The organism is Shinella sp. HY16 (assembly GCF_028534175.1).
Lineage (GTDB): Bacteria > Pseudomonadota > Alphaproteobacteria > Rhizobiales > Rhizobiaceae > Shinella.
In genome coordinates this window covers 3512607-3535904 of sequence record NZ_JAHYXL010000001.1, presented here as the reverse complement: position 1 = coordinate 3535904, position 23298 = coordinate 3512607, and the positions used below count along the sequence as shown (strand labels likewise).

General features: G+C 63.6%; 22 protein-coding genes. 13 read left to right on the top strand and 9 right to left on the bottom strand.

Translation table 11 applies throughout. The annotated features are described in order from the left end of the window. The first annotated feature begins 170 nt into the window (after positions 1 to 170). Both K0P03_RS17435 and K0P03_RS17430 read left to right on the top strand, forming a co-directional pair. A complete protein-coding gene (locus K0P03_RS17435) occupies positions 171 to 647 on the top strand; it encodes a chemotaxis protein CheW (RefSeq protein WP_024271110.1) in 477 nt (158 codons plus the stop codon). A gap of 401 nt (positions 648 to 1048) precedes the next feature. Next, positions 1049 to 2818 (top strand): methyl-accepting chemotaxis protein, encoded by a 1770-nt coding sequence (locus tag K0P03_RS17430; RefSeq protein ID WP_272790209.1) that lies wholly within the window; start codon positions 1049 to 1051, stop codon positions 2816 to 2818. 60 nt (positions 2819 to 2878) lie between these two features. Here K0P03_RS17430 and K0P03_RS17425 read toward each other — a convergent pair whose 3' ends face one another. The 7 genes from K0P03_RS17425 to K0P03_RS17395 all read right to left on the bottom strand — a co-directional run bounded on the left by K0P03_RS17425 (position 2879) and on the right by K0P03_RS17395 (position 10255). Next, positions 2879 to 3148 (bottom strand): formate dehydrogenase subunit delta, encoded by a 270-nt coding sequence (locus K0P03_RS17425; RefSeq protein ID WP_272790208.1) that lies wholly within the window; start codon positions 3146 to 3148, stop codon positions 2879 to 2881. A 9-nt stretch (positions 3149 to 3157) separates the two neighbouring features. Continuing rightward, complete coding sequence (fdhD, locus tag K0P03_RS17420; protein WP_272790207.1) at positions 3158 to 3991, bottom strand: formate dehydrogenase accessory sulfurtransferase FdhD; 834 nt, start codon at positions 3989 to 3991, stop codon at positions 3158 to 3160. 9 nt (positions 3992 to 4000) lie between these two features. After that, on the bottom strand, positions 4001 to 6880 hold the full coding sequence (fdhF, locus tag K0P03_RS17415) for a formate dehydrogenase subunit alpha (protein ID WP_050746075.1): 2880 nt from the start codon (positions 6878 to 6880) through the stop codon (positions 4001 to 4003). Between the two features lie 54 nt (positions 6881 to 6934). Beyond that, the gene (locus tag K0P03_RS17410; RefSeq protein ID WP_024271113.1) at positions 6935 to 7150 is read right to left on the bottom strand and encodes a DUF4287 domain-containing protein; all 216 of its coding nucleotides are present in this window, start codon (positions 7148 to 7150) and stop codon (positions 6935 to 6937) included. Further along, entirely contained in the window at positions 7147 to 8703 is a 1557-nt protein-coding gene (locus tag K0P03_RS17405; protein WP_272790206.1) for a formate dehydrogenase beta subunit, read from the bottom strand. The genes K0P03_RS17410 and K0P03_RS17405 overlap by 4 nt, the downstream gene beginning before the upstream one ends. Beyond that, entirely contained in the window at positions 8700 to 9179 is a 480-nt protein-coding gene (locus tag K0P03_RS17400) for a formate dehydrogenase subunit gamma (RefSeq protein WP_023515338.1), read from the bottom strand. The genes K0P03_RS17405 and K0P03_RS17400 overlap by 4 nt, the downstream gene beginning before the upstream one ends. 182 nt (positions 9180 to 9361) lie before the next feature. After that, positions 9362 to 10255: a LysR family transcriptional regulator gene (locus tag K0P03_RS17395; RefSeq protein WP_023515337.1), complete on the bottom strand. Its 894-nt coding sequence runs from the start codon at positions 10253 to 10255 to the stop codon at positions 9362 to 9364. Between the two features lie 96 nt (positions 10256 to 10351). Here K0P03_RS17395 and acuI point away from each other — a divergent pair, with 96 nt between their 5' ends. Next, positions 10352 to 11347, top strand: coding sequence for an acrylyl-CoA reductase (NADPH) (gene acuI, locus K0P03_RS17390; protein WP_272790205.1), 996 nt, complete (start codon positions 10352 to 10354; stop codon positions 11345 to 11347). A gap of 23 nt (positions 11348 to 11370) precedes the next feature. Here the strand turns inward: acuI and K0P03_RS17385 are convergent, their stop codons facing one another. After that, the gene (locus K0P03_RS17385) at positions 11371 to 12141 is read right to left on the bottom strand and encodes an SDR family NAD(P)-dependent oxidoreductase (protein ID WP_272790204.1); all 771 of its coding nucleotides are present in this window, start codon (positions 12139 to 12141) and stop codon (positions 11371 to 11373) included. 146 nt (positions 12142 to 12287) lie between these two features. On the opposite strand from K0P03_RS17385, the gene K0P03_RS17380 reads away from it, so the two are divergent. From K0P03_RS17380 to K0P03_RS17345, 8 genes are all read left to right on the top strand, one after another. After that, positions 12288 to 13058, top strand: a complete 771-nt coding sequence (locus K0P03_RS17380) for a DeoR/GlpR family DNA-binding transcription regulator (protein ID WP_272790203.1) — start codon at positions 12288 to 12290, stop codon at positions 13056 to 13058. Between the two features lie 113 nt (positions 13059 to 13171). Next, the gene (gene glpD, locus K0P03_RS17375) at positions 13172 to 14689 is read left to right on the top strand and encodes a glycerol-3-phosphate dehydrogenase (RefSeq protein WP_272790202.1); all 1518 of its coding nucleotides are present in this window, start codon (positions 13172 to 13174) and stop codon (positions 14687 to 14689) included. A gap of 40 nt (positions 14690 to 14729) precedes the next feature. Then, a complete protein-coding gene (locus K0P03_RS17370) occupies positions 14730 to 15812 on the top strand; it encodes an ABC transporter ATP-binding protein (RefSeq protein WP_023512858.1) in 1083 nt (360 codons plus the stop codon). A gap of 10 nt (positions 15813 to 15822) precedes the next feature. Further along, positions 15823 to 16893, top strand: coding sequence for an ABC transporter ATP-binding protein (locus tag K0P03_RS17365; RefSeq protein ID WP_272790201.1), 1071 nt, complete (start codon positions 15823 to 15825; stop codon positions 16891 to 16893). A 2-nt stretch (positions 16894 to 16895) separates the two neighbouring features. Then, the gene (locus tag K0P03_RS17360; protein ID WP_023512856.1) at positions 16896 to 17762 is read left to right on the top strand and encodes a carbohydrate ABC transporter permease; all 867 of its coding nucleotides are present in this window, start codon (positions 16896 to 16898) and stop codon (positions 17760 to 17762) included. Between the two features lie 11 nt (positions 17763 to 17773). Beyond that, positions 17774 to 18655, top strand: a complete 882-nt coding sequence (locus tag K0P03_RS17355; RefSeq protein WP_023512855.1) for a carbohydrate ABC transporter permease — start codon at positions 17774 to 17776, stop codon at positions 18653 to 18655. Then, positions 18655 to 19074 (top strand): DUF2160 domain-containing protein, encoded by a 420-nt coding sequence (locus tag K0P03_RS17350; RefSeq protein WP_023512854.1) that lies wholly within the window; start codon positions 18655 to 18657, stop codon positions 19072 to 19074. The genes K0P03_RS17355 and K0P03_RS17350 overlap by 1 nt, the downstream gene beginning before the upstream one ends. A 74-nt stretch (positions 19075 to 19148) precedes the next feature. Further along, positions 19149 to 20870 carry an ABC transporter substrate-binding protein gene (locus K0P03_RS17345; RefSeq protein ID WP_024271115.1) on the top strand — a complete coding sequence of 574 codons (1722 nt, stop codon included), beginning with the start codon at positions 19149 to 19151 and terminating at the stop codon, positions 20868 to 20870. Between the two features lie 143 nt (positions 20871 to 21013). On the opposite strand, the gene K0P03_RS17340 is transcribed toward K0P03_RS17345, so the two are convergent. Beyond that, a complete protein-coding gene (locus K0P03_RS17340; protein ID WP_272790200.1) occupies positions 21014 to 21643 on the bottom strand; it encodes a TetR/AcrR family transcriptional regulator in 630 nt (209 codons plus the stop codon). 150 nt (positions 21644 to 21793) lie between these two features. On the opposite strand from K0P03_RS17340, the gene K0P03_RS17335 reads away from it, so the two are divergent. Continuing rightward, positions 21794 to 22702 carry an oxidoreductase gene (locus K0P03_RS17335; RefSeq protein ID WP_443020561.1) on the top strand — a complete coding sequence of 303 codons (909 nt, stop codon included), beginning with the start codon at positions 21794 to 21796 and terminating at the stop codon, positions 22700 to 22702. Continuing rightward, entirely contained in the window at positions 22699 to 23265 is a 567-nt protein-coding gene (locus K0P03_RS17330) for a class I SAM-dependent methyltransferase (RefSeq protein WP_130517087.1), read from the top strand. The genes K0P03_RS17335 and K0P03_RS17330 overlap by 4 nt, the downstream gene beginning before the upstream one ends. Positions 23266 to 23298: the final 33 nt, after the last annotated feature.

Sequence of the window (23298 nt, the reverse complement as noted above, 5' to 3'; positions counted from 1 at the left end):
GGGATGATTGCCGGCTCCTGCAAATGGTAGGGTCGGAAAAAGTGCAAGGCTCCGTGGCGACGCGGAGCCTTTTGCATGCAGGGCGCAACAAATCGCGGCGCGTTTGAAAGATTTTAACCAGAGCGTGCATAGGATCGGGACACGAAGCAGATGAAACTGGAAAGATCCCGATGTCCTCCATCAAGACGACCGGCTTTGCCGGCGACACGCTCGAAATCATCGCATTCCGCCTGCACGATCAGGAATTCTGCGTGAAGACGACCACGATCCGCGAAATCCGCGGCTGGGCGCCGTCCACGCCGATCCCGCACTCGCCGCCTGACGTCATCGGCGTGATGAACCTGCGCGGCACGGTGATCCCGATCATCGACCTTGCTCACAAGCTCGGCATGAAGAGCACCGAGGCAAACGAGCGCAGCGCCATCGTGGTCGCCGAAGTGCACAGCATGGTCGTCGGCCTCGTCGTCGATCGGGTCTCCGACATCCTCACCATCCGCAGTGAGCAGATCCAGCCGGTGCCGGAAGTGACGACCTCCTTCGACAAAGTCTATGCGGAGGGCATCATCGCCCATGAAAACGGCATGATCTGCTTCCTCAACCTTGCGCGCATGTTCAAGGAGCGCGAAGTGGAGGACATGGCGGCCTGATCCGCCCGCTTTATCGCTGAAATCCTGAGACCGCCGTACGATTGTACGGCGGTTTTTTATGTTTCTCGGCTTGTGCAACTTTTGCGTGTTTCCAGACTCGCCGTCTGGAGCGCCTACCTGACGTTACGTAAGCATTATGTTTTCAGATGTGCTATAAGTCATTGTTATATAATAGATCTAAAATATCGCTGTTTGTTTTTCATCAATTCTTAAGTCTGTGTCGCCATCTTTGATTGCAGATGCGCATTCCGTCGCTCTGGCATGATGCCTCTCGCGAAGATTGTACTTACCGTTGCCAGCGTATGACCGTTAAAGCGGGTCATATCTGGGCATCAACACACGACGATCACCACGCGCACAATTTTGAAGAAGACCGTGGTCATCGCACAGAGGGACAGGTCATGCTTTCATTTGCGAAATCCATGGATGCGGGCCACATCTTCGACGCGCTGTCGCGTTCACAGGCCGTGATCCAGTTCGATCCCAAGGGGACCATCCTCACCGCCAACGAGAACTTCTGCCGGGCGCTCGGCTACGACTTGAAGGACATCGTCGGTCAGCACCATCGCATGTTCTGCGAGGCGGCCTACACGGCCAGCGAGGAGTATCGCCAGTTCTGGGCACATCTCGGACGTGGCGAATACGATTCGAACAGCTACAAGCGCCTGCGCAAGGACGGCAGCGAGATCTGGATCCAGGCCACCTACAATCCGGTCTTTCGCGGCGGCAAGCCCTACAAGGTCGTCAAGTTCGCCAGTGACATCACCGAAGCGAAGAGACGTGCGGCGGAGGATGCGAGCAAGCTCGACGCGATCTCCCGTTCGCAGGCCGTGATCGAATTTACGCCGACCGGCGAGATCCTGCATGCCAACGAGAATTTCTGCACCGCGCTCGGTTATGATCTGTCCGAAATCCGCGGAAAGCATCATCGCATGTTCTGCGATCCGGCCTACGTGCAGACCGCGGCCTATGCGGATTTCTGGAAGAGCCTTGCCGAGGGCCGCTTCATCTCCAACGAGTTCGTGCGTTACGGCAAGGGTGGTCGCGAGATCTGGATCCAGGCGGCTTACAATCCGATCCGCGACCTTTCCGGCCGGGTCTACAAGGTGGTCAAGTTTGCCACCGATGTCACCGAGCGCATGTCGGCGATCAAGGCGCTCGGCATGGCGCTGAAGGCATTGGCCGGGGGCGATCTGACGCAAAATCTCGCAACGCCTTTCGTGCCGTCCATGGAAACGGTGCGCAGGGACTTCAACGAAGCTGTCGCCGGCCTTCACGATGCCATGCGCACCGTCGAGACCAATGCCAATGCGATCGCGTCGGGCGCACAGGAAATCCGCTCTGCCGCCGACGATCTGGCAAGGCGCACCGAGCAGCAGGCGGCCTCCGTGGAGGAAACTGCGGCCGCTCTCGACGAGATCACCACCACCGTCGGTGATTCGAGCCGGCGGGCCGATGAGGCAGGAACGCTGGTAAGCAAGACACGGGCGGGTGCGGAAAAATCCGGCGTGGTCGTCCGCAAGGCGATCGACGCGATGGGGCAGATCGAGCAGTCCTCGCGTGAAATCTCCAACATTCTCGGCGTCATCGACGACATCGCCTTTCAGACCAACCTTCTGGCGCTGAACGCCGGTGTCGAGGCGGCGCGGGCGGGCGAGGCGGGCAAAGGCTTTGCCGTCGTGGCGCAGGAGGTGCGGGAACTGGCCCAGCGGTCGGCCAGCGCCGCCAAGGACATCAAGGCCCTGATCGCCACATCGGGCGAGCAGGTCAAGAGCGGTGTGGCGCTGGTCGATGAGACCGGACGGGCGCTTCAGGAGATCCTGGCGCAGGTCCAGGACGTGCACACCAACGTGGCGGCGATCGTCGAGGCGTCGCGCGAGCAATCGACCGGGCTTCGAGAGATCAACCAGTCGGTCAATGCGATGGACCAGGCGACGCAGCAGAATGCGGCCATGGTCGAGGAAAGCACGGCCGCCAGCCACGCCATGGCGCGCGAGGCGGATGCGCTGCATGCGCTTATCCGCCGGTTCCAGCTTGCCGGCAACACTGCCCAGCCGGTCCAGCGGGCACCCACGCCTGCACCGGTATCACAACTTCATGCCGTGGCCCGCACCCTGCGGGCGCCGCGAGGCTCCACGGCGCAGGCAGCGGAGAACTGGGAAGAGTTCTAAGCGGTCCGCGGCATGAAAAACGGCCGGCAGCGATGCCGGCCGTTTGCGTTTGAGGATTGGTCAGGGGGCTGTTGGAGCCTTCGCTCCGGCCGCAGCCGGGATTTCGGCTGGCGGCGGGCGGCGGATCATCGGCACCGCCGCGAGGACGAGGGAATCAAGGCCTTCGCCGGCGTGGTTGTCGACGATATCGAAGAGTTGCCGGCGCATGCGCGGCTCCCAGAACTTGTTGATATGGGTCGCCACGCCGTTCGGGCCCTCGCTCTTGGGCTGTGAGTGGAAGAAGGTGGCGATCTGGTTCGCCATCCTGGGAATCTTGCTGCCTTCCGACATTCCTGTCTCCTAACCGTTGCCGACCTGGCGTTCCGCACCGGAGACGATGCGCTCCGCGCCGGTGAAAATCTCGAATTCTTCGCCCCGCACCAGCGCGACCAGCGTCATGCCGGCGTCCTCGGCGGTGCGGATGGCGAGCGCCGTCGGCGCGGAAATGGCGATGATGAAGGGGCTGCCGATGACTGCCGTCTTCTGCACCATCTCGACGGAAACGCGGCTCGTCACCACGACGGCGCCGGTGCCGCCTGCATGGCCTGCGCGCCGTGCAGCGCCGACGAGCTTGTCGAGCGCATTGTGCCGGCCGACATCCTCGCGCACGGCGATAAGGCCTTCGCCCGGGACATAGAACCCGGCGCCATGCACGGCGCGCGTCACCATATGAAGCGGCTGTTGACCGTTCAGGAGGCGCACTGCCTCCACCACGTCCTCCGCGCCGAGCGTGAGGGACGACGCCCGCACCGAGGGCGTCACGCGCACGGCCTGCTCGATCGATTCGATACCGCACAGGCCACAGCCGACCGGGCCGGCCATGTGGCGCCGGCGGGTGGTCAGGGCGTCGTTCTGTGCGTCCGCCAGCTGGATCTGCACATCAATACCCTTGTCTTCGGCAAGCACCTCGATGGCCTCGATCTCGCAAGGGTCGGTGATGATGCCCTCCGTCAGGCTGAAGCCGATGGCGAAATCCTCGAGGTCGGCGGGCGTTGCCATCATGACCGCATGGGTCGAGCCCGCATAGGAGAAGGCAACCGGGGCCTCCTCCGGCACGAAGCGCTCGCTTTCCGCGAGCCGCCCGTTGCGGCGGGCGATCTCGGCAACCTTGGTCGTGGTGGAAAAATCCGGCACGCCGCTATCCTACTCCGCTGCCTCCAGCTTGCCCCTGATCCGGCGCGAGCGGCGGGCCAGTTCGTCATATTCGACCTGCCAGTCGGACGGGCCGTTCGACGGCGAGATCTGCACGGCGGTCACCTTATACTCCGGACAGTTGGTCGCCCAGTCGGAGAAATCGGTGGTGATGACGTTTGCCTGCGTCGTCGGGTGGTGGAAGGTCGTGTAGACGACACCCGGTGCCACGCGGTCGGTGACGAGGGCGCGCAATGTCGTCTCGCCGGCGCGGCTGGCGAGACGCACCCAGTCGCCATCGCGGATCCCGCGGTTTTCCGCATCGTGCGGGTGGATCTCCAGCCGGTCCTCCTCGTGCCAGACGACGTTTTCCGTGCGCCGCGTCTGGGCGCCGACATTGTACTGGCTGAGGATGCGGCCGGTGGTAAGCAGCAGCGGGAAACGCGGGCCGGTCTTCTCGTCCGTTGCGACATATTCCGTGCGGATGAACTTGCCTTTACCGCGCACGAAGCCGTTGATGTGCATGATCGGCGAACCTTGTGGGTTCTTCTCGTTGCAGGGCCACTGCACCGAGCCGACCTTTTCCAGATAGTCGTAGGAAACGAGGGCGAAGCTCGGCGTCGTTGCGGCGATCTCATCCATGATTTCGGAGGGATGGCTGTAGTTCCAGGCGAGGCCCATGGCCTTGGCGAGGTTCTGGGTGACCTCCCAGTCCGCATAGCCGTTCTTCGGCGTCATCACGCGGCGCACGCGGTTGATGCGGCGTTCGGCATTGGTGAAGGTGCCGTCCTTTTCGAGGAAGGTCGAGCCCGGCAGGAAGACATGGGCGTAGTTCGCCGTCTCGTTGAGGAAGAGGTCCTGCACGACGACGCATTCCATCGCAGCCAGGCCGGCCGAGACGTGCTTGGTGTCCGGGTCGGACTGGAGGATGTCCTCGCCCTGGATGTAGATGCCTTTGAACGTGCCTTCGACGGCGGCGTCCAGCATGTTGGGGATGCGCAAGCCCGGCTCGTTGTTGAGCGTCACGCCCCACAGCTTCTCGAAGATCTCGCGCGTCGCATCGTCGGAGATGTGGCGGTAGCCCGGCAGTTCGTGCGGGAAGGAGCCCATGTCGCACGAGCCCTGCACGTTGTTCTGGCCGCGCAGCGGATTCACGCCCACGCCTTCGCGGCCGATATTGCCGGTCGCCATGGCGAGGTTGGCGATGGCCATGACGGTGGTCGAACCCTGGCTGTGTTCGGTGACGCCGAGGCCATAGTAGATCGAGCCGTTGCCGCCGGTGGCGAACAGGCGGGCGGCGCCGCGCAGCGTTTCCGCCGGCACGCCGGTGAAGGCTTCGGTTTCCTCGGGGCTGTGGCGCGGCTCGGCGACGAAGGAGGCCCAGTCCTCGAACTCCGACCAGTCGCAGCGCTCGCGGATGAATTTTTCGTCGAAGAGGCCCTCCGTCACGATGACATGGGCGAGCGCCGTGACGACGGCGACGTTCGTGCCGGGCTTCAGCGGCAGGTGATAGGAGGCCTTGATGTGCGGCGAGGAGACGAGATCGATGCGGCGCGGATCGATGACGATCAGCTTGGCACCCTGGCGCAGGCGCTTCTTGAGGCGCGAGGCGAAGACCGGATGGCCGTCCGTCGGGTTGGCGCCGATGACGATGACGACGTCGGTGTGCTCGACGCTGTCGAAGTTCTGCGTGCCGGCGGAGGTGCCGAAGGCCTGGCCAAGGCCATAGCCCGTCGGCGAATGGCAGACGCGGGCGCAGGTATCGACATTGTTGTTGCCGAAACCGGCGCGGATCAGCTTCTGCACGAGGAAGGTCTCCTCGTTGGTGCAGCGCGAGGAGGTGATGCCGCCGACCGAATCACGACCGTACTGGTACTGGATGCGGCGGAATTCGGCGGCGACATGGGCATAGGCCTCATCCCAGGTCACCTCGCGCCACGGGTCCGAGATCTTCTCGCGGATCATCGGGTTGAGGATGCGCTCCTTGTGGGTCGAGTAGCCGTAGGCGAAGCGGCCCTTGACGCAGGAATGGCCGCGGTTCGCCTGGCCGTCCTTCCAGGGCACCATGCGCACCAGTTCCTCACCGCGCATCTCCGCCTTGAAGGAGCAGCCGACGCCGCAATAGGCGCAGGTGGTGACGACGGAATGCTCCGGCTGGCCGATCTCGATGACGGATTTTTCCGTCAGCGTCGCCGTCGGGCAGGCCTGCACGCAGGCGCCGCAGGAGACGCATTCGGATTCGAGGAAATGCTCGTGCATGCCGGGCGAGACGCGGCTGTCGAAGCCGCGGCCCTCGATGGTCAGTGCGAAGGTACCCTGAACCTCCTCGCAGGCCCGCACGCAGCGCGAGCAGACGATGCATTTCGACGGATCGTAGGTGAAATAGGGGTTTGATTCGTCCTTCGGCATCCAGCGGGCATTGGCTTCGCCATTGTTGCGTGCCTTGACGTGGTTGTCGCCCTCGTAGCCGTAGCGCACGTCGCGCAGGCCCACGGCTCCGGCCATGTCCTGCAGTTCGCAGTCGCCATTCGCCGCACAGGTGAGACAGTCGAGCGGATGGTCGGAGATGTAGAGCTCCATCACGCCCTTGCGGATGTCCTTCAGCCGGCCCGTCTGGGTGTGGACGACGAGGCCGGGCGCCACCGGGGTCGTGCAGGAGGCCGGGGTACCGTTGCGGCCCTCGATCTCGACGAGACAGAGCCGGCAGGACCCGAAGGCATCCACCATATCGGTGGCGCAGAGTTTTGGCACCTGGATACCGGCCTCCATCGAGGCGCGCATGATGGAGGTGCCCTCTGGAACGGTGATCTCGTTCCCGTCGATGGTGAGCGTCACCATCTTTTCCGAGCGGGAGGCGGGAGTGCCGAAGTCGATTTCTGGAACGAGGGGCATGAGAACCTCCGGGTCAATCCGTTGCGCCGCTGATGGCGGCGACTTCATTTGTTGCTACGACTTCGTCTCGGCGAGTGTCGCCGCGACGAGTGCATTGGCATGGCCATGGCCGAGGCCGTGCGTTTCCTTGAGGAATGCGACGATCTGCATGTGCGCCTTGCCGTCCTGTGCGCGGATGATCTCCTTCCAGTGCTCGATCGGCTGACCGTAGGTCTTCTCGATCGAAGGGAAGTAGGATGCCGGGCCTTTGACCTTTTCCGGTGTGCTCATTCCGCCGCCTCCACCATCGGGGCCGGGAAAAAATCCTCCGGGAAATGCGTCATGGCGCTCATGACAGGATAGGGCGTGAAGCCGCCGAGCGCGCAGAGCGAACCGAACTTCATGGTGTTGCAGAGGTCGGCGAGCAGTTCGCGGTTCTTCTCCGGCTCGATGCCCTGGGCGATCTTGTCGGCGGTCTCGACACCGCGCGTCGAGCCGATGCGGCAGGGCGTGCACTTGCCGCAGCTTTCGACGGCACAGAATTCCATGGCGAAGCGTGCCTGCTTCAGCATGTCGACCGTGTCATCGAAGACAGTGATGCCGGCATGGCCGATGAGGCCGTCCTTCGCGGCGAAAGCCTCGTAGTCGAAGGGCGTGTCGAACAGGGCGCGCGGGAAATAGGCGCCGAGCGGGCCGCCGACCTGCACGGCGCGAACCGGCCGGCCGGTGGCGGTGCCGCCGCCGATCGTGTCGACGATCTCGCCGAGCGTCAGGCCGAAGGCGGTTTCATAGAGTCCGCCATGCTTGACGTTGCCGGCGATCTGGATCGGGATGGTGCCGCGCGAGCGGCCCATGCCGAAATCGCGGTAGTAGGCGGCGCCCTTGTCCATCACGATCGGCACGGAGGCAAGCGAGATGACATTGTTGACCACGGTGGGGCGGCCCATGAAGCCCTGCAGGGCCGGCAGCGGCGGCTTGGCGCGCACGATGCCGCGCTTGCCCTCCAGGCTGTTGAGCAGTGCCGTTTCCTCGCCGCAGACATAGGCGCCCGCGCCGACACGGATCTCCATGTCGAACGCCCTGCCGGAGCCGAGCACGGACGGACCGAGCACGCCGGCGGCGCGCGCGACGATAACGGCGTCGTTCATCACGGCGATGGCGTGTGGATATTCGGAACGGGTGTAGACGTAGCCCTTGGTGGCGCCGGTGGCGAGGCCGGCGATCGCCATGCCCTCGATCAGAACGAAGGGATCGCCCTCCATGATCATGCGGTCGGCGAAGGTGCCGCTGTCGCCCTCGTCGGCATTGCAGACGATGTATTTTTTGTCGCCGGGGGCATCGAGCACGGTTTTCCACTTGATGCCTGTTGGGAAGCCTGCGCCGCCGCGGCCGCGCAGGCCGCTATCGTTGACTTCCTTTACGACATCAGCAGGAGCCATCGCGATGGCCTTTTCGAGGCCTCGCAGACCGCCATGGGCCCTGTAGTCCTCAAGCGAGACGGGATCGATGACGCCGCAGCGCGCGAAAGTGAGGCGGGTCTGGTTCTTCAGGAACGGAATCTCTTCCGTTCCGCCAAGACAGAGCGGGTGGGCCTTGCCGTCCAGCAGGCCGGCGTCGAGCAAGGCGGGCACGTCGGCGGGCTTGACGGGGCCGTAGGCGATGCGGCCTTCAGCCGTCTCGACCTCGACCAGCGGCTCCAGCCAGTGCATGCCGCGCGAGCCGTTGCGCACGATCGTGATGTCGAGCTTGCGGGCCTCCGCCTCACGGGAAAAGGCCTGGGCGACGCGGTCGGCGCCAAGCGCCAGCGCAGCGGCATCGCGGGGAACATAGATGCGAACGGTCATCGGCGTGCCTCCGCGACGAGTTCCTTCGCCAGATCCGCATCGACCCGTCCATGCACCTCGCCGTCGAGCATTGCGGCGGGTGCGCAGGAACAGAGCCCGAGACAGTATATGGGTTCGAGCGTGACGGCGCCGTCCAGCGTCGTCTGGTGGAAATCAATGCCGAGCAGCGCCTTCACGCGCTCCGCCAGTTCATCTCCGCCCATCGATTGACAGGCCTCGGCGCGACAGAGCTTCAGCACATGCCGTCCGGTCGGGTGGTCGCGGTAGTCGTGGTAGAAGGTGACGACGCCATGCACCTCGGCGCGCGACAGGTTGAGCTCGCGGGCGATCACCGGCAGGCTCTCCTGCGGCACGAAGCCGAACTCCGCCTGGATTTCGTGCAGGATGGGAAGAAGCGGCCCTTCGAGCCCCTTCAGTTCGCTGACGATCGCCAGCGTTCTTGCGCCGACATCGCTGCCGGATACGTGCACATTCATCGTCAGGCCTCCCAACCGACACGAATGAACCGCAAGGTGTCAGGGGTTCCATCGCGCCGATACCATTGAAACTGCTCGGCGAAGACCGGAACCCTGTCGATCCACGCGCTTGTTCTAACAGCTTCTCAGCCGGGAGACGACCGGTCAATAAAGCAAAGCCGTTGGCCGATAGAAAAATCCTATTAATCGATCCCCTTTTCCGCCAGCACACGGGCCTCGTGCAGCAGGGCGGATACGAGCGGGGTAAAGGGCTCGCGATGGGTGGCGACAAGGCCGACGGTGTGGTGCGGCTCGGGATCGACGAGGGAAACTATACTTATTTCGTCAGGAAATCCAAATGATTTTGCAACATTTCGCGGCATGATGCTCGCCCAGCGCCCCGTGCGCACATGGGAGAACAGCACGATCATCGAATTGGCCTCCAGCGAGGGCTCCACCGAAACGCCGGCCTCGGCGAAGTGCCGGTTGATGATGCGGCGGTTCTGCATGTCGGCGGTCAATAGGCAAAGCCGAACGCTCCCGGCCTCCTGCCAGGTCACGGTCTTGCGATCGGCAAAGGGCGTGCCGCGGGCGGTGACGAGGCAATAGTGCTCGTGCAGCAGTGGTACGCTGGTAACGCGGCCGAGCGGCTCGTTTTCGAGATAGGTGAGGCCGGCGTCGATCTCCAGATTCTCCAGGAGGCCGAGGATCTTGATGGAGGTGGTGGAAACGATGGAGAAGGTGACGTCCGGGTGCTTTTCCTGGAAGGGTGCGGTGATGCGAGGCACCATGGCGAGCGTCGTCGGAATGGCGGCAAGGCGGATATGGCCGGAAAGACCCTTGCGCGCCGCGCGCATCTCCTCACGCATGGTGCGCGTGTCGCCGACAATGCGGCGGGCCCATTCGAGCACGCGCTGGCCTTCCGGCGTCAGGCCCTGGTAGCGCGAGCCGCGCACGACCAGCATCACGCCCAGCTGGTCCTCCAGCTGGCGGATCGCCGCCGAAAGCGTCGGCTGCGAGATGCCGAGTTCTTCCGCGGCCCGGGCGAAATGTTTCTCGCGGGCGAGCGCAATGAAGTATTCGAGCTTGTCTATCATCCCGTCCCTCCGCGTCCTTGATACAAAAGAACAGTGGCGGCACCAATGCCCCGCGCCCTATATCTGGGGCAAATGGATGCGCACGAGGAGAAAGCGATGACGTTCCAGGCATTGTTGGTGGAGAAGGGGGCGGATGGCGCGGTTTCCGCATCGATCCAGGACCTGGAGGATTCGCGGCTTCCGGACGGCGATGTCACCGTTGCCGTCGAATATTCGACGCTCAACTACAAGGACGGGCTCTGCATCACCGGCAAGGGCGGTCTGGTTCGTAGCTTTCCGCATGTGCCGGGCGTCGATTTCGCCGGCACCGTCGAAGCCTCCGATGATCCGCGCTACCGGCCAGGCGATCGCGTTGTGCTGACCGGCTGGCGGGTCGGCGAGATCTGGTGGGGCGGTTACGCGACGCGCGCGAAGGTCAAGGCCGACTGGCTGGTGCCGTTGCCGGCGGAGCTTTCGACCCGGCAGGCCATGGCGATCGGCACGGCTGGGCTTACCTCCATGATGTCCGTCATCGCGCTGGAAAAGGCTGGGCTCTCTCCGCTGAAGGGCGAGGTCCTGGTAACGGGTGCGGCCGGCGGTGTCGGCTCGGTGGCGGTCGCACTGCTGGCGCGACTCGGCTATTCGGTCGCCGGCGTGACGGGGCGGCCGGAAACGGCGGACTACCTCAAGGAACTTGGCGCCGAAACCATTGTCGACCGCGGTGAATTGTCTGAAGCGGGTAGCAAGCCGCTCGAATCGGAGCGCTGGGCCGGCGCCGTCGACGCGGTCGGCGGCGAGATGCTGGCGCGCGTGCTCAAGCAGATGAAATATGGCGGTGCGGTCGCCTCGGTGGGCCTTGCGGCCGGCGCGGCGGTGCCGTCCTTCACGGTCATTCCGTTCCTTTTGCGCGGCGTCAGCCTGCTTGGTATCGATTCGGTCATGCGGCCCTATGACCAGCGTGTCGACGCCTGGAACCGCATCGCCGCCGACCTTCCGATGGACAAGCTGGAGGCGATGGTGGTGGAGCACCGGCTCTCCGACCTGCCGGCGCTGGCCGGCAGGATCCTTGAGGGCAAGGTGAAGGGCCGCGTCGTCATCGATCTCAACGCCTGACCGGTGCCAACGGCCGGCTGGCTTCAGCAGATCAGCTGGCCGCCGTTCACTTCCAGTACCTGGCCGGTGATGTAGCCGGACAGCGCCTTCGAGGCCAGGAAGAGATAGGCAGGGGCGCAATCCTCCGCGGTGCCGAGCCGCTGCAACGGGATGGTCTTTCGCGTCGCCTCGAGCTTGTCGGCCGACGAGTAGCGTGAATGGAAGTCGGTGGTGATCGTACCCGGCGAGACGCAATTGACACGGATGCCATCAGGCGCGAGCTCGCGCGCCAAGCCCTTGGAATAGGTCGAGACGAAAGCCTTGGTTGCCGAATAGATCGCCGATCCGGGGCTGCCCCCGGTCAGCGCCGAGATCGAAACCGTGTTGACGATGGCGGCGCCCGGTGCCCTGCGCAGTGACGGCAGCAGTGCGCGCGTCACCTCGACGACGGAGGTCTGGTTGAGGCGCACGACGGTTTCGTACTGCTCGTCCGTCAATTCGGCGGCGGGGAAGCGGCCGACCATGGTGCCGGCATTGTTGATGAGCACGTCGATATGCGGGAAGAGGCTGTCCGCCCGCTGCAGGATCGCGCCGATGCCGCCTTCGACGAGGAAGTCGGAATAGACGATGTGGGCACGGGCTTCTGCGACGGCGTTTTCCAGGAAATCGGGCAGCGGGCCGGTGGGCGCTCGCCCGCCATGCAGCAGCACATGGGCGCCGCAATCGAGGAACTGCCGCGCGATCTCCAGACCGATGCCGCGCCCTGCACCCGTCACGACGACATTGGCGCCCTTGAACAAGGCTGGATGAAACATGTGCTTTCCTCCCGATGCTGGCCGCAACCTGCTGCCTGCCCAGTATCACAAAAAGTGGGGCGCACTCCAAGAAGGCGCGGCAGATCAATTGATGTGCTTTCGTTTTTGCATATTATGAAAACAAACGAAAGCAATGGGAGGAGCCGATGTTTCTGACAGGTCGCCAGGCGGAGATCCTCGATCTCGCCAAGGCCGAGGGCCGCGTGCTCGTGGAGGACCTTGCGGCGCGCTTCTCCGTGACGCCGCAAACCATCCGCAAGGATCTCAACGATCTCTGCGACAACAAGGTCCTGACGCGCATCCATGGCGGGGCGTTGTTCCCGAGCGGCAACGAGAACGTCAAATACGAGGCGCGCCGCTCCATCGCTGCGCCGGAAAAACAGGCGATCGGCCGCGCCGCCGCCGCCATGATCCCGGACAATTCCTCACTCTTCATCAATATCGGCACGACGACGGAAGCCGTGGGGGAGGCGCTGCTCGAGCACAAGGAGCTGATGGTCATCACCAATAATATCAACGTCGCCAATCGCTTGCGTGTCTACCCCTCGATCGAGGTGGTGATCGCGGGCGGTGTCGTGCGCGGGGCGGATGGCGGCATCGTCGGCGAGGCGGCGGTCGATTTCATTCGCCAGTTCAAGGTGGATTACGCGGTCATCGGTGTTTCCGCGATCGACGAAGACGGTGCGCTGCTCGATTTCGACTATCGCGAGGTGAAGGTGGCGCAGGCGATCGTTGCCAATGCACGCCACGTCATTCTGGTTTCGGATTCGACGAAATTCGAAAGAACAGCGCCGGTCCGCATCGGCCACCTCTCGCAGGTCCATACCTTCATCACGGACAGCTGTCCTTTCGAGGGCATTCGCAGCATTTGCCAGGAGCATGACGTGCGTCTCGTGGAGACGGCTTCTCCCCATTGAACGGGGAAATGGCGTTTTCACCCGCATTCGTTTGACATTCGAAATGTTTTCGTTTTAACTCCACTGGCTTTCGCAACTGCGCAAATTTGTGCGATGCGAAATGGGAGGGGACTTTGAACGGCGACGTGATCCGCGATATTTTCGTTATCGGTGGCGGCATCAATGGCTGCGGCATCGCACGCGATGCGGCGGGCCGTGGATATTCGGTCGTGCTTGCCGAGATGAAGGATTTCGCGTCGGGCACGTCCTCGGCCTCCACCAAACTCATCCATGGCGGCCTGCGCTATCTCGAACACTACGAGTTCCGATTGGTGCGCGAGGCGCTGATGGAGCGCGAAGTGCTCTGGGCCATGGCGCCGCACGTCATCTGGCCGATGCGTTTCGTGCTGCCTTTCCAGAAGGGCGGTCTGCGTCCCGCCTGGCTCATCCGCCTCGGCCTGTTCCTTTATGACTATATTGGCGGGCGCAAGCTTTTGCCGGCCACCCGCACGCTCGACCTAGCGAAGGACCCGGCGGGCGGGCCGCTGAAGAAACTCTTCCGCAAGGCTTTCGAATATTCCGACGGCTGGGTGGACGATGCGCGCCTCGTTGTCCTGAATGCCCGCGACGCTGCCGATCGCGGTGCGGATATCCGCACCGGCACGAAGGTCGTCACTGCCCGCCGCGAAAACGGCCACTGGAATGTCGAGACGGAGAATGTCGAGACGGGGGCGCGTGAAACCGTCCGCGCGCGCATGCTGGTCAATGCGGCAGGTCCCTGGGTCGACAAGGTTCTCTCCTCTGCCTTCGGTCGCAACGACGTGCACAATGTCCGCCTCGTGCAGGGCAGCCACGTCGTCGTGAAGAAGAAGTTCTCCGATCCGCGCGCCTACTTCTTCCAGAACCCGGACGGGCGTATCATGTTCGCCATTCCCTACCAGGAAGAATTCACGCTGATCGGCACGACCGACCGGGACTATCAGGGCGATCCCCGAGATGTTCGCATCAGCGACGCGGAAATCGATTATCTTTGCGCCTCGGCGAGCGAGTATTTCGCCGAACCCGTAACGCGGAACGACATTGTCTGGACCTATTCCGGCGTGCGTCCGCTCTTCGACGACGGCGCCAGCAAGGCGCAGGAAGCGACACGCGACTACGTACTGAAGGTCGAGGGCGGCGATGGTCAGGCACCGTTGCTCAACATCTTCGGCGGCAAGCTCACCACCTACCGGCGTCTCGCCGAATCGGCGCTGGAAAAGATCGGGGATGCGATCGGCGTGAAGGGGGATCGCTGGACGGCCGGCTCGCGCCTGCCCGGTGGCGATTTCAAGGCCGACGGGTTCGATGCCGAGGTGAAGGCGCTTTCCGCGCGGTTTGCCTTTCTCACTCCGGCCCATGCCCGCCGGCTCGTGCGGCTTTACGGCACGCGGGCGTCGGTGATGCTGGATGGTGCGAAAGGGATCGACGACCTCGGGCGGCATTTCGGCAGCGATCTCTATGAGCGCGAAGTGCGCTGGCTGATGACGGAAGAGTGGGCCCGGCATGCCGAGGACGTGCTGTGGCGGCGGACCAAACGCGGATTGCATCTGACGGCTGACGAAGCGGCCGCGCTGGAAGAGTACATGGCGGTCGCACAGGCGGCCCCCCACTAGCGGCCTTTTCCGGTGGCTGGGAGGAACGACGGAGACAGGAATGCTGGAACTTAAGAACATCACGAAGGTGGCGGGGGCGGAAACGCACATCCATCCGACCAACCTCGTGCTCGAGCGCGGCTCGCTCAACGTGCTGCTCGGCCCGACGCTATCGGGCAAGACCTCGTTGATGCGGCTGATGGCCGGCCTCGACAAGCCGACATCCGGTTCCGTCTGGTTCGACGGCAAGGACGTGACGGGCGTGCGCGTGCAGGATCGCGGCGTCGCCATGGTCTATCAGCAGTTCATCAACTACCCGGCGCTGACCGTCTATGAGAACATCGCCTCGCCGATGCGCATCAAGGGTGCGGATACGGCGACGATCGATCGGGAAGTGCGCAAGGCGGCGGATCTTCTGAAGCTGACGCCGTATCTCGACCGCACGCCGCTCAACCTCTCCGGCGGCCAGCAGCAGCGCACGGCGCTTGCCCGCGCCATCGTCAAGAATGCCAGCCTCGTGCTGCTCGACGAGCCGCTCGCCAACCTCGATTACAAGCTGCGCGAGGAATTGCGCCTCGAACTGCCGAAAATCTTCGCCGCCTCCGGTGCGATCTTCGTCTATGCGACGACGGAACCCTCCGAGGCGCTGCTGCTCGGAGGCAACACGGCGGCACTCGCGGAAGGTCGCATCACCCAGTTCGGCCGCACCATCGACGTCTATCGCCGCCCGAACGATCTTCTGACCGCCCGTACCTTCGCAGACCCGCCGCTCAACACGATGCAGGTGCTGAAGACCGGCGACCGGTTCGAGATCGGCGGCAAGCCCGTGCTGCCGGTGCCGGCGCATCTTTCCGCCCTGCCGGATGGCCCCTGCACCATCGCTTTCCATCCCCATCATCTGGCGCTCACCAGCCAGCATCCGGCATCTGCAAGCCTTCAGGTGCGCACGGCGATCTCGGAAATCGCCGGCTCGGAAAGCTTCATTCACATCGAGTTCGAGGGCAGCCGCTGGGTCATGCTCTCGCCGGGCATCCACGACATCGAGCCGGACGCGGTCATCGCCGTCCATGTCGACACGCGCCACCTGATGGCGTTCGGCACGGATGGCAGGGCGATCGCGGAACCTGCGGCCGCGGCGGCCTGAGGAGGAGACCATGGCACGCATTACCCTTGACCATATCCGTCACGCCTACGGCGAAAAGCCGAAGTCCGAGGCGGACTACTCCCTGAAGGAAGTCCATCACGAGTGGAACGACGGTGGCGCCTACGCGCTGCTCGGCCCTTCGGGTTGCGGCAAGACCACGCTGCTCAACATTATCTCCGGCCTGTTGCAGCCGTCGGAGGGTCGCATCCTGTTCGATGGCAAGGATGTCACGTACCTTTCGACGCAGCAGCGCAACATCGCGCAGGTCTTCCAGTTCCCGGTCATCTACGACACGATGACGGTCTACGACAATCTGGCCTTTCCGCTGCGCAACCGCGGCGTCACGGAGCCCGAAGTCGACCGCCGCGTGCGCGAAATTCTGGAAATGATCGATCTCGCCGGTTGGGCGAAGAAGACCGCGCGCGGCCTTACCGCAGACCAGAAGCAGAAGATCTCGCTCGGCCGTGGCCTCGTGCGCAACGACGTCAACGCGATCCTCTTCGACGAGCCGCTGACCGTCATCGACCCGCACATGAAATGGGTGCTGCGCTCGCAGCTGAAAAAGCTGCACCGGCAGTTCGGCTTTACCATGGTCTATGTCACGCATGACCAGACCGAGGCGCTGACCTTCGCCGACAAGGTGGTCGTCATGTATGACGGCCAGATCGTGCAGATCGGCACGCCGGCCGAGCTTTTCGAGAAGCCGAGCCACACTTTCGTCGGTTATTTCATCGGCTCGCCGGGCATGAACGTGCTGCCGGCCGTCATCGACGGCAGCAGCATCAAGGTCGGTGAACAGACGCTTGACCTCGACTACAAGCCGCAGGTCGCTGCTGGTGCAAAAACCGAACTCGGCATCCGCCCGGAGTTCATTTCGTTGTCGCGGGACGGCATGCCGGTTTCGATCAGCAAGGTCGAAGATATCGGCCGGCAGAAGATCGTGCGTGCCGAATTTGCCGGCAAGCCGATCGCCATCGTCGTCCCTGAAGACGGGGAAATCCCGGCCGAGCCGCGCGTGTCCTTCGATCCTGCGGCCATCAACATCTACGCCGATTCGTGGCGTGTCGGCAGGGAGGGCTGACGATGAACAAGACCTGGAACAACAAGGCCTGGTTCATGGTCCTGCCGGTCCTGCTGCTCGTCGCCTTCTCGGCGGTGATCCCGCTGATGACGGTGGTGAACTATTCGGTTCAGGACACGTTCGGCAACAACCAGTTCTTCTGGAACGGCGTTGGCTGGTTTTCCGACGTGCTGGAATCCGATCGCTTCTGGCAGGCGCTCGGCCGCAACCTGCTGTTCTCCGGCATCATCCTGTCCATCGAGATCCCGCTCGGCATCCTGATTGCGCTCAACATGCCCAAGAAGGGGCTTGGCGTACCGGTCTGCCTCGTGCTGATGGCGCTGCCGCTGCTCATCCCGTGGAACGTCGTCGGCACGATCTGGCAGGTTTTCGGCCGCGTCGATATCGGCCTGCTCGGCCGCACGCTCGATGCGCTCGGCATCAGCTACAACTACGTCAACAACGTCTTCGACGCCTGGCTGACGCTGATCGTCATGGACGTCTGGCACTGGACGAGCCTTGTCGTGCTCCTGTGCTATGCCGGCCTCGTCTCGATCCCGGAGGCCTACTACCAGGCGGCCAAGATCGACGGCGCGTCGCGCTGGGCCGTGTTCCGCTACATCCAGCTGCCCAAGATGAAGCGCGTCCTTTTGATCGCCTTCCTGCTGCGCTTCATGGACAGTTTCATGATCTATACGGAGCCCTTCGTCGTCACCGGCGGCGGCCCGGGCAACTCGACGACCTTCCTGTCGATCGACCTCGTCAAGATGGCGATCGGCCAGTTCGACCTCGGCCCGGCCGCGGCCATGTCCATCATCTACTTCCTGATCATCCTGCTGCTGTCGTGGATCTTCTACACGGTCATGACCAGCAGCGACGAACAGGCGTGAGGGAGGAAACCATGACCTCACAGGCAACCACTGCAAGCTCCATCCAGGCAAGCGCCACAACCAGCGCCGGTGCAAAGGCCGGGGCCGGCTCGAAGCGCAGCCTCTCCTGGCTCGTGCCGACGCTCTACATCGTCTTCCTGATGCTGCCGATCTACTGGCTCGTCAACATGAGCTTCAAGACGAACCAGGAAATCACCGGCGCCTTCTCGCTCTGGCCCCAGTCGCCGACGCTCCGGAACTACGCGGTCATTTTTACCGATCCGGCCTGGTACAACGGCTATCTCAACTCGATCATCTACGTGGTCTTGAACACGGTCATTTCGGTCGCCGTGGCGCTGCCGGCGGCCTACGCCTTCTCGCGTTACCGCTTCCTCGGCGACAAACACCTGTTCTTCTGGCTGCTGACCAACCGCATGGCGCCGCCAGCCGTCTTCGCGCTGCCGTTCTTCCAGCTCTATTCCGCCTTCGGCCTGATTGACACGCATATCGCCGTTGCCATCGCGCACTGCCTGTTCAACGTGCCGCTCGCCGTCTGGATTCTTGAAGGCTTCATGTCCGGCGTGCCGAAGGAAATCGACGAGACCGCCTATATCGACGGTTACTCGTTCCCGAAATTCTTCGCCAAGATCTTCGTGCCGCTGATCGCATCGGGCATCGGCGTCGCCGCCTTCTTCTGCTTCATGTTCTCCTGGGTCGAGCTGCTGATTGCCCGCACCTTGACGACGACGGATGCCAAGCCGATCGCCGCCACGATGACGCGCACGGTTTCGGCTTCCGGCATGGACTGGGGCGTGCTCGCTGCCGCCGGGGTTCTGACCATCATTCCCGGCGCGCTCGTCATCTATTTCGTCCGCAATTACATCGCCAAGGGCTTTGCCCTGGGGAGGGTCTGATGGCCGCTGTCGTAAGCCGCACCAACCGCTGGCCGGTGGCGCTTGCCGCCGTGCTTGCCACCTACGCCGTCCTCACCGGCCTCCTCGTCATGGCGATCCCCGTCAAGGACGGTGCGCGCGACTGGTTCGCCTCGCTCATTCCAGGCGGCTGGATGGCCTGGTCGTTCCCGACGGCCATGTTCTTCCTGACGATCTTCACGCTGATCGCGCTGATGGCAGTGTGGGAATATGCCCGCCCGGGCGGATCCCCGCGCGTCGGCATCCTGCGCTTCGAGACGACCCGCGGCGACCGGCTCTTCGTGTCGCTGCTCGGCTCGGCGTTCATTCATCTCGCATGGCTGGGGCTCGTCGGTCCCAACCTGTGGTGGGCTCTTGCCTTGTCTGTGGTCTACGCCATCGGCGTTTTCCGCTTCGTCTAGGCAAAGAAAATGGGGGCCCCGGGGAGATAGGGGCCTTCGCAGATGCAATCGCAAAACCCCAAGGGAGGATCAATATGCGAAAGCAACTTCTGACGACGACGGCAGTCATGCTGCTGGCGTTCACCGGCTCCGCATTCGCGGACATGGATGCCGCGAAGAAATTCCTCGATGCGGAAATCGGCGACCTGTCCACGCTCGACCGTGCCGGCCAGGAAGCGGAAATGCAGTGGTTCGTCGATGCGGCAAAGCCGTTCGCCGGCATGGAGATCAAGGTCGTCTCCGAAACGATCACCACGCATGAATACGAATCGAAGGTCCTTGCGCCGGCCTTCACCGCCATCACCGGCATCAAGATCACCCACGACCTGATCGGCGAAGGCGACGTCATCGAAAAGCTCCAAACGCAGATGCAGTCGGGCGAGAACATCTACGACGCCTATGTCAACGACTCGGACCTGATCGGCACCCATTGGCGCTACCAGCAGGCCCGCTCGCTGACCGATTTCATGGCGAACGAGGGCAAGGACGTCACCAACCCGACGCTCGACCTTGATGACTTCATCGGCAAGTCCTTCACGACCGCGCCTGACGGCAAGCTCTACCAGCTGCCCGACCAGCAGTTCGCGAACCTCTACTGGTTCCGCTACGACTGGTTCAACGACGAGAAGAACAAGGCGGACTTCAAGGCGAAGTATGGCTACGATCTCGGCGTTCCGGTCAACTGGTCCGCTTACGAGGACATCGCCGAGTTCTTCACCGGCCGCGAGATCGACGGCAAGAAGGTCTATGGCCACATGGACTACGGCAAGAAGGACCCGTCGCTCGGCTGGCGCTTCACCGACGCCTGGCTCTCGATGGCCGGCAACGGCGACAAGGGCATTCCGAACGGCAAGCCCGTCGACGAATGGGGCGTCAAGGTCGATGAGAACTCCCGTCCGGTCGGCTCGTGCGTTGCCCGCGGTGGTGACACCAACGGTCCGGCTTCCGTCTACGCCATCCAGAAGTACCTCGATTGGCTGAAGGCCTACGCACCGGCAGCAGCCGGCGGCATGACCTTCTCCGAATCCGGTCCGGTTCCCTCGCAGGGTGAAGTCGCCCAGCAGATGTTCACCTATACGGCGTTCACCGCCGATTTCGTGAAGGAGGGCCTGCCGGTCGTCAATGCGGACGGTACCCCGAAGTGGCGCTTTGCCCCGTCGCCCCATGGCGTCTACTGGAAGGACGGCATGAAGCTCGGCTACCAGGACGTGGGTTCCTGGACGCTCTTGAAGTCGACGCCTGACGATCGCGCCAAGGCCGCCTGGCTCTATGCGCAGTTCGTCGTCTCCAAGACGGTCGACGTCAAGAAGAGCCATGTCGGCCTGACGTTGATCCGCGAATCCTCGATCGCCCACAACTCCTTCACGGAGCGGGCGCCGAAGCTTGGCGGTCTCATCGAGTTCTATCGTTCGCCGGCCCGCGTTCAGTGGTCGCCGACCGGCACGAACATCCCGGACTACCCGAAGCTGGCACAGCTGTGGTGGCAGGCGATCGGCGATGCATCCTCGGGTGCCAAGACCGCGCAGGAAGCCATGGATTCGCTCTGCGCCGAGCAGGAAAAGGTGCTGGAGCGCCTTGAGCGCGCCGGCGTCATGGGCGACATGGGTCCGAAGCTCGCCGAAGAGCACGATCTCGAATACTGGAACAAGGATGCCGTCGCGAAGGGCAACCTTGCGCCGCAGTTGAAGATCGAGAACGAGAAGGAAAAGCCGCTCACGGTCAACTACGACGAACTCGTCAAGAGCTGGCAGAAGTAAGGCGAACCGGCCGCGGGCGATCTTTTTGCCCGCGGCCTATCCTTTCTGGCGTTTCCGGCACGGTCGCGATGCGGCCCTGCCGGACGTGCCGTATCATCCGATCCCCTTTGCCCGCGTGCCGAAAGGTGTGCGGGCCTTTTCGTTCAGCCGAGCCGTTTCACCCAGAGCGTATCGATGATGGAGGGGAAGAGCGTATCCAGCATGTCCGTCTCGTTGGCGCATTCGGCAATGCGGGAAAGCTTCTTGTCGAGCGTCAGGTGGGCAAAGCCGTGCGCCGTCGACCAGATGCCGATCAGCATGGCCTCGCCCTCGGCATCGAGTTCCTCGCCTTCCTTCTGGCCGCGCAGCGCGAGCACGGTTCGCGCGAGTGCATTCCAGGCTGCTCCTGTCGCCTGGTCGAGCGAGGGTTGGTCGTGCAGCAGCATGTCGTGGCGGAACATCAGGTGGAAGCGTCCGGGAAAATCCACGGCAAAGCGCACGTAGGCGGCGCCCTGGGCCTTGAGGCGCTCGGCTGTGCTGCCGGTTTCGCCGGCAGTCGCCAGACGGCGCGCAAGCTCCGCCCAGCCGAGGGCGGCAACTTCGGTGAGAAGGCCGGCGGCGCCACCGAAATGGTGCGACGGCGCGGCGGGTGAAACCCCGGCCCGCCGGGCCGTTTCGCGCAAAGTGAACCCTTCGAGGTCGCGTTCGGCAAGCAGTTCGTCGGCGGCGCGGATCAGCGCGTCGCGCAGGTCGCCGTGATGGTAGCCGCGCTCGGCAGTTTTTTTCTCGTTCATGGCAGGCCTCGCAGATATGTCATCTTTACAGTGTAAAGATTGTGCGCTAGCACAATGTAAACACTGTTCAGATTTCTGCGAGGTATCATAGTGCGTGTAGCCGATGTGGCAATCGCCGAGACGAGGCGGGAACCATGGACCCTTTCGCAGATGCCGGATCAGGCCGGTCGCCTTGCCGTGGTGACCGGCGCCAATAGCGGCCTCGGTTTCCTGACCGTTCGGGAGCTTGCGAGGAGGGGCGCCGACGTGGTGATGACCGCGCGGGATTCGGACCGGGGGGAGCGGGCGCTGACCCACCTTCGCGCCGAGCTTCCCGGTGCCAAGGTCGTGCTCCGCCGGCTCGATCTTGCCGATCTCGCCAATGTCGCGGCCTTTGCTGACTGGCTCGCCGCCGAGGGCCGGCCAGTCGATCTCCTCGTCAACAATGCCGGTGTCATGATGCCGCCGCGCGGATTGACGCGGCAGGGCCACGAGACCCAGTTCGGCGTCAATCACCTTGCCCATTTTGCACTGACGCTACACCTGCTGCCGCTGCTTTCTGCGGCGCCCGGTGCACGCGTCGTCACCGTCAGTTCCGAGCTGCATCGCCGCGGCCGTATCCATTTCGAGGATATCAAGGGCGAGAAGACCTATGGCCGCCTCGCCTTCTACGCCCAGTCGAAGCTTGCCAACGTACTTTTCGCGCTGGAGCTCGATCGCCGGCTCAAGGCGGCCTGCTTGCCGCTTCTCAGCGTGCTCGCCCATCCCGGTTACTCCAACACCAATCTCCAGACCAATGCGACATCCGGCGCGCTGCGTCTTTTCATGCGCATCGGCAACCGATTCCTCGCGCAGAATGCAGAGCAGGGTGTGCTGAACCAGCTCCATGCGGCAACGGCCGCTGGTCTTCGCGGCGGCGAGTTCATCGGCCCGGATGGGTTTCGCGAGATGCGCGGTGCGCCCTCGCATGTGCATCCGCTGCCTGCCGCGACCGATCCCGCCCTTGCCGCGCGGCTGTGGCGGTTGTCGGAAGACCTTACCGGCCTCATCTTTCCTTCTGTTGTGGAGCACCAGCAATGACCGCCCTGACGATGGACGCCTATCACTTCTTCCGCGCCTGGATGCGCGATCCGCTGCGGGTCGCCTCGGTCACGCCGTCCGGCAAGGCATTGGCGGATCTCATCGTGCGGGAGATCGGGCCGCAGACCGGCCGGGTCATCGAGCTTGGGCCCGGAACGGGCGTCTTCACGCGGGCGCTGCTGCGGCGCGGTGTTGCGGAGGAGGACATCGTCCTCGTCGAAATGGGGGTGGAATTCGCGGCGCTGCTGCAGCAGCGCTTCCCGAAGGCGCAGATCGCCTGCACGGATGCGGCGCGCATCGCGCGGTTCTGCCCCGTGCCCGCGGGTGCGGCGATCAGCGGCCTGCCGCTGCTCTCCATGCGGCCGGAGAAGGTTTTTGCAATCCTGGCCGGCACCTTCGCGCGGCTTGGCGAGGGGGCTTCGCTCTATCAGTTCACGTATGGCCTCCGTTGCCCGGTGCCGCGCGCCGTGCTCGACAGGCTTGGCCTCTCCGCTGTCCGGATCGGGGGCACGCTGCGCAACGTTCCGCCTGCCTTCGTCTACCGGATCGGCCGCAAGGCTTAGATCTACGAAAGACCGTTTGCCGGATTCCATGCA

What these genes read in the sequence shown, in the direction of transcription:
- K0P03_RS17435 (WP_024271110.1), top strand. Translation starts at nt 171, where the DNA reads ATGTCCTCCATCAAGACGACCGGCTTTGCCGGCGACACGCTCGAAATC.
- K0P03_RS17430 (WP_272790209.1), top strand. Translation starts at nt 1,049, where the DNA reads ATGCTTTCATTTGCGAAATCCATGGATGCGGGCCACATCTTCGACGCG.
- K0P03_RS17425 (WP_272790208.1), bottom strand. Translation starts at nt 3,148, where the DNA reads ATGTCGGAAGGCAGCAAGATTCCCAGGATGGCGAACCAGATCGCCACC.
- fdhF (WP_050746075.1), bottom strand. Translation starts at nt 6,880, where the DNA reads ATGCCCCTCGTTCCAGAAATCGACTTCGGCACTCCCGCCTCCCGCTCG.
- K0P03_RS17410 (WP_024271113.1), bottom strand. Translation starts at nt 7,150, where the DNA reads ATGAGCACACCGGAAAAGGTCAAAGGCCCGGCATCCTACTTCCCTTCG.
- K0P03_RS17405 (WP_272790206.1), bottom strand. Translation starts at nt 8,703, where the DNA reads ATGACCGTTCGCATCTATGTTCCCCGCGATGCCGCTGCGCTGGCGCTT.
- K0P03_RS17400 (WP_023515338.1), bottom strand. Translation starts at nt 9,179, where the DNA reads ATGAATGTGCACGTATCCGGCAGCGATGTCGGCGCAAGAACGCTGGCG.
- K0P03_RS17395 (WP_023515337.1), bottom strand. Translation starts at nt 10,255, where the DNA reads ATGATAGACAAGCTCGAATACTTCATTGCGCTCGCCCGCGAGAAACAT.
- acuI (WP_272790205.1), top strand. Translation starts at nt 10,352, where the DNA reads ATGACGTTCCAGGCATTGTTGGTGGAGAAGGGGGCGGATGGCGCGGTT.
- K0P03_RS17385 (WP_272790204.1), bottom strand. Translation starts at nt 12,141, where the DNA reads ATGTTTCATCCAGCCTTGTTCAAGGGCGCCAATGTCGTCGTGACGGGT.
- K0P03_RS17380 (WP_272790203.1), top strand. Translation starts at nt 12,288, where the DNA reads ATGTTTCTGACAGGTCGCCAGGCGGAGATCCTCGATCTCGCCAAGGCC.
- K0P03_RS17370 (WP_023512858.1), top strand. Translation starts at nt 14,730, where the DNA reads ATGCTGGAACTTAAGAACATCACGAAGGTGGCGGGGGCGGAAACGCAC.
- K0P03_RS17365 (WP_272790201.1), top strand. Translation starts at nt 15,823, where the DNA reads ATGGCACGCATTACCCTTGACCATATCCGTCACGCCTACGGCGAAAAG.
- K0P03_RS17360 (WP_023512856.1), top strand. Translation starts at nt 16,896, where the DNA reads ATGAACAAGACCTGGAACAACAAGGCCTGGTTCATGGTCCTGCCGGTC.
- K0P03_RS17355 (WP_023512855.1), top strand. Translation starts at nt 17,774, where the DNA reads ATGACCTCACAGGCAACCACTGCAAGCTCCATCCAGGCAAGCGCCACA.
- K0P03_RS17350 (WP_023512854.1), top strand. Translation starts at nt 18,655, where the DNA reads ATGGCCGCTGTCGTAAGCCGCACCAACCGCTGGCCGGTGGCGCTTGCC.
- K0P03_RS17345 (WP_024271115.1), top strand. Translation starts at nt 19,149, where the DNA reads ATGCGAAAGCAACTTCTGACGACGACGGCAGTCATGCTGCTGGCGTTC.
- K0P03_RS17340 (WP_272790200.1), bottom strand. Translation starts at nt 21,643, where the DNA reads ATGAACGAGAAAAAAACTGCCGAGCGCGGCTACCATCACGGCGACCTG.
- K0P03_RS17335 (WP_443020561.1), top strand. Translation starts at nt 21,794, where the DNA reads ATGCCGGATCAGGCCGGTCGCCTTGCCGTGGTGACCGGCGCCAATAGC.
- K0P03_RS17330 (WP_130517087.1), top strand. Translation starts at nt 22,699, where the DNA reads ATGACCGCCCTGACGATGGACGCCTATCACTTCTTCCGCGCCTGGATG.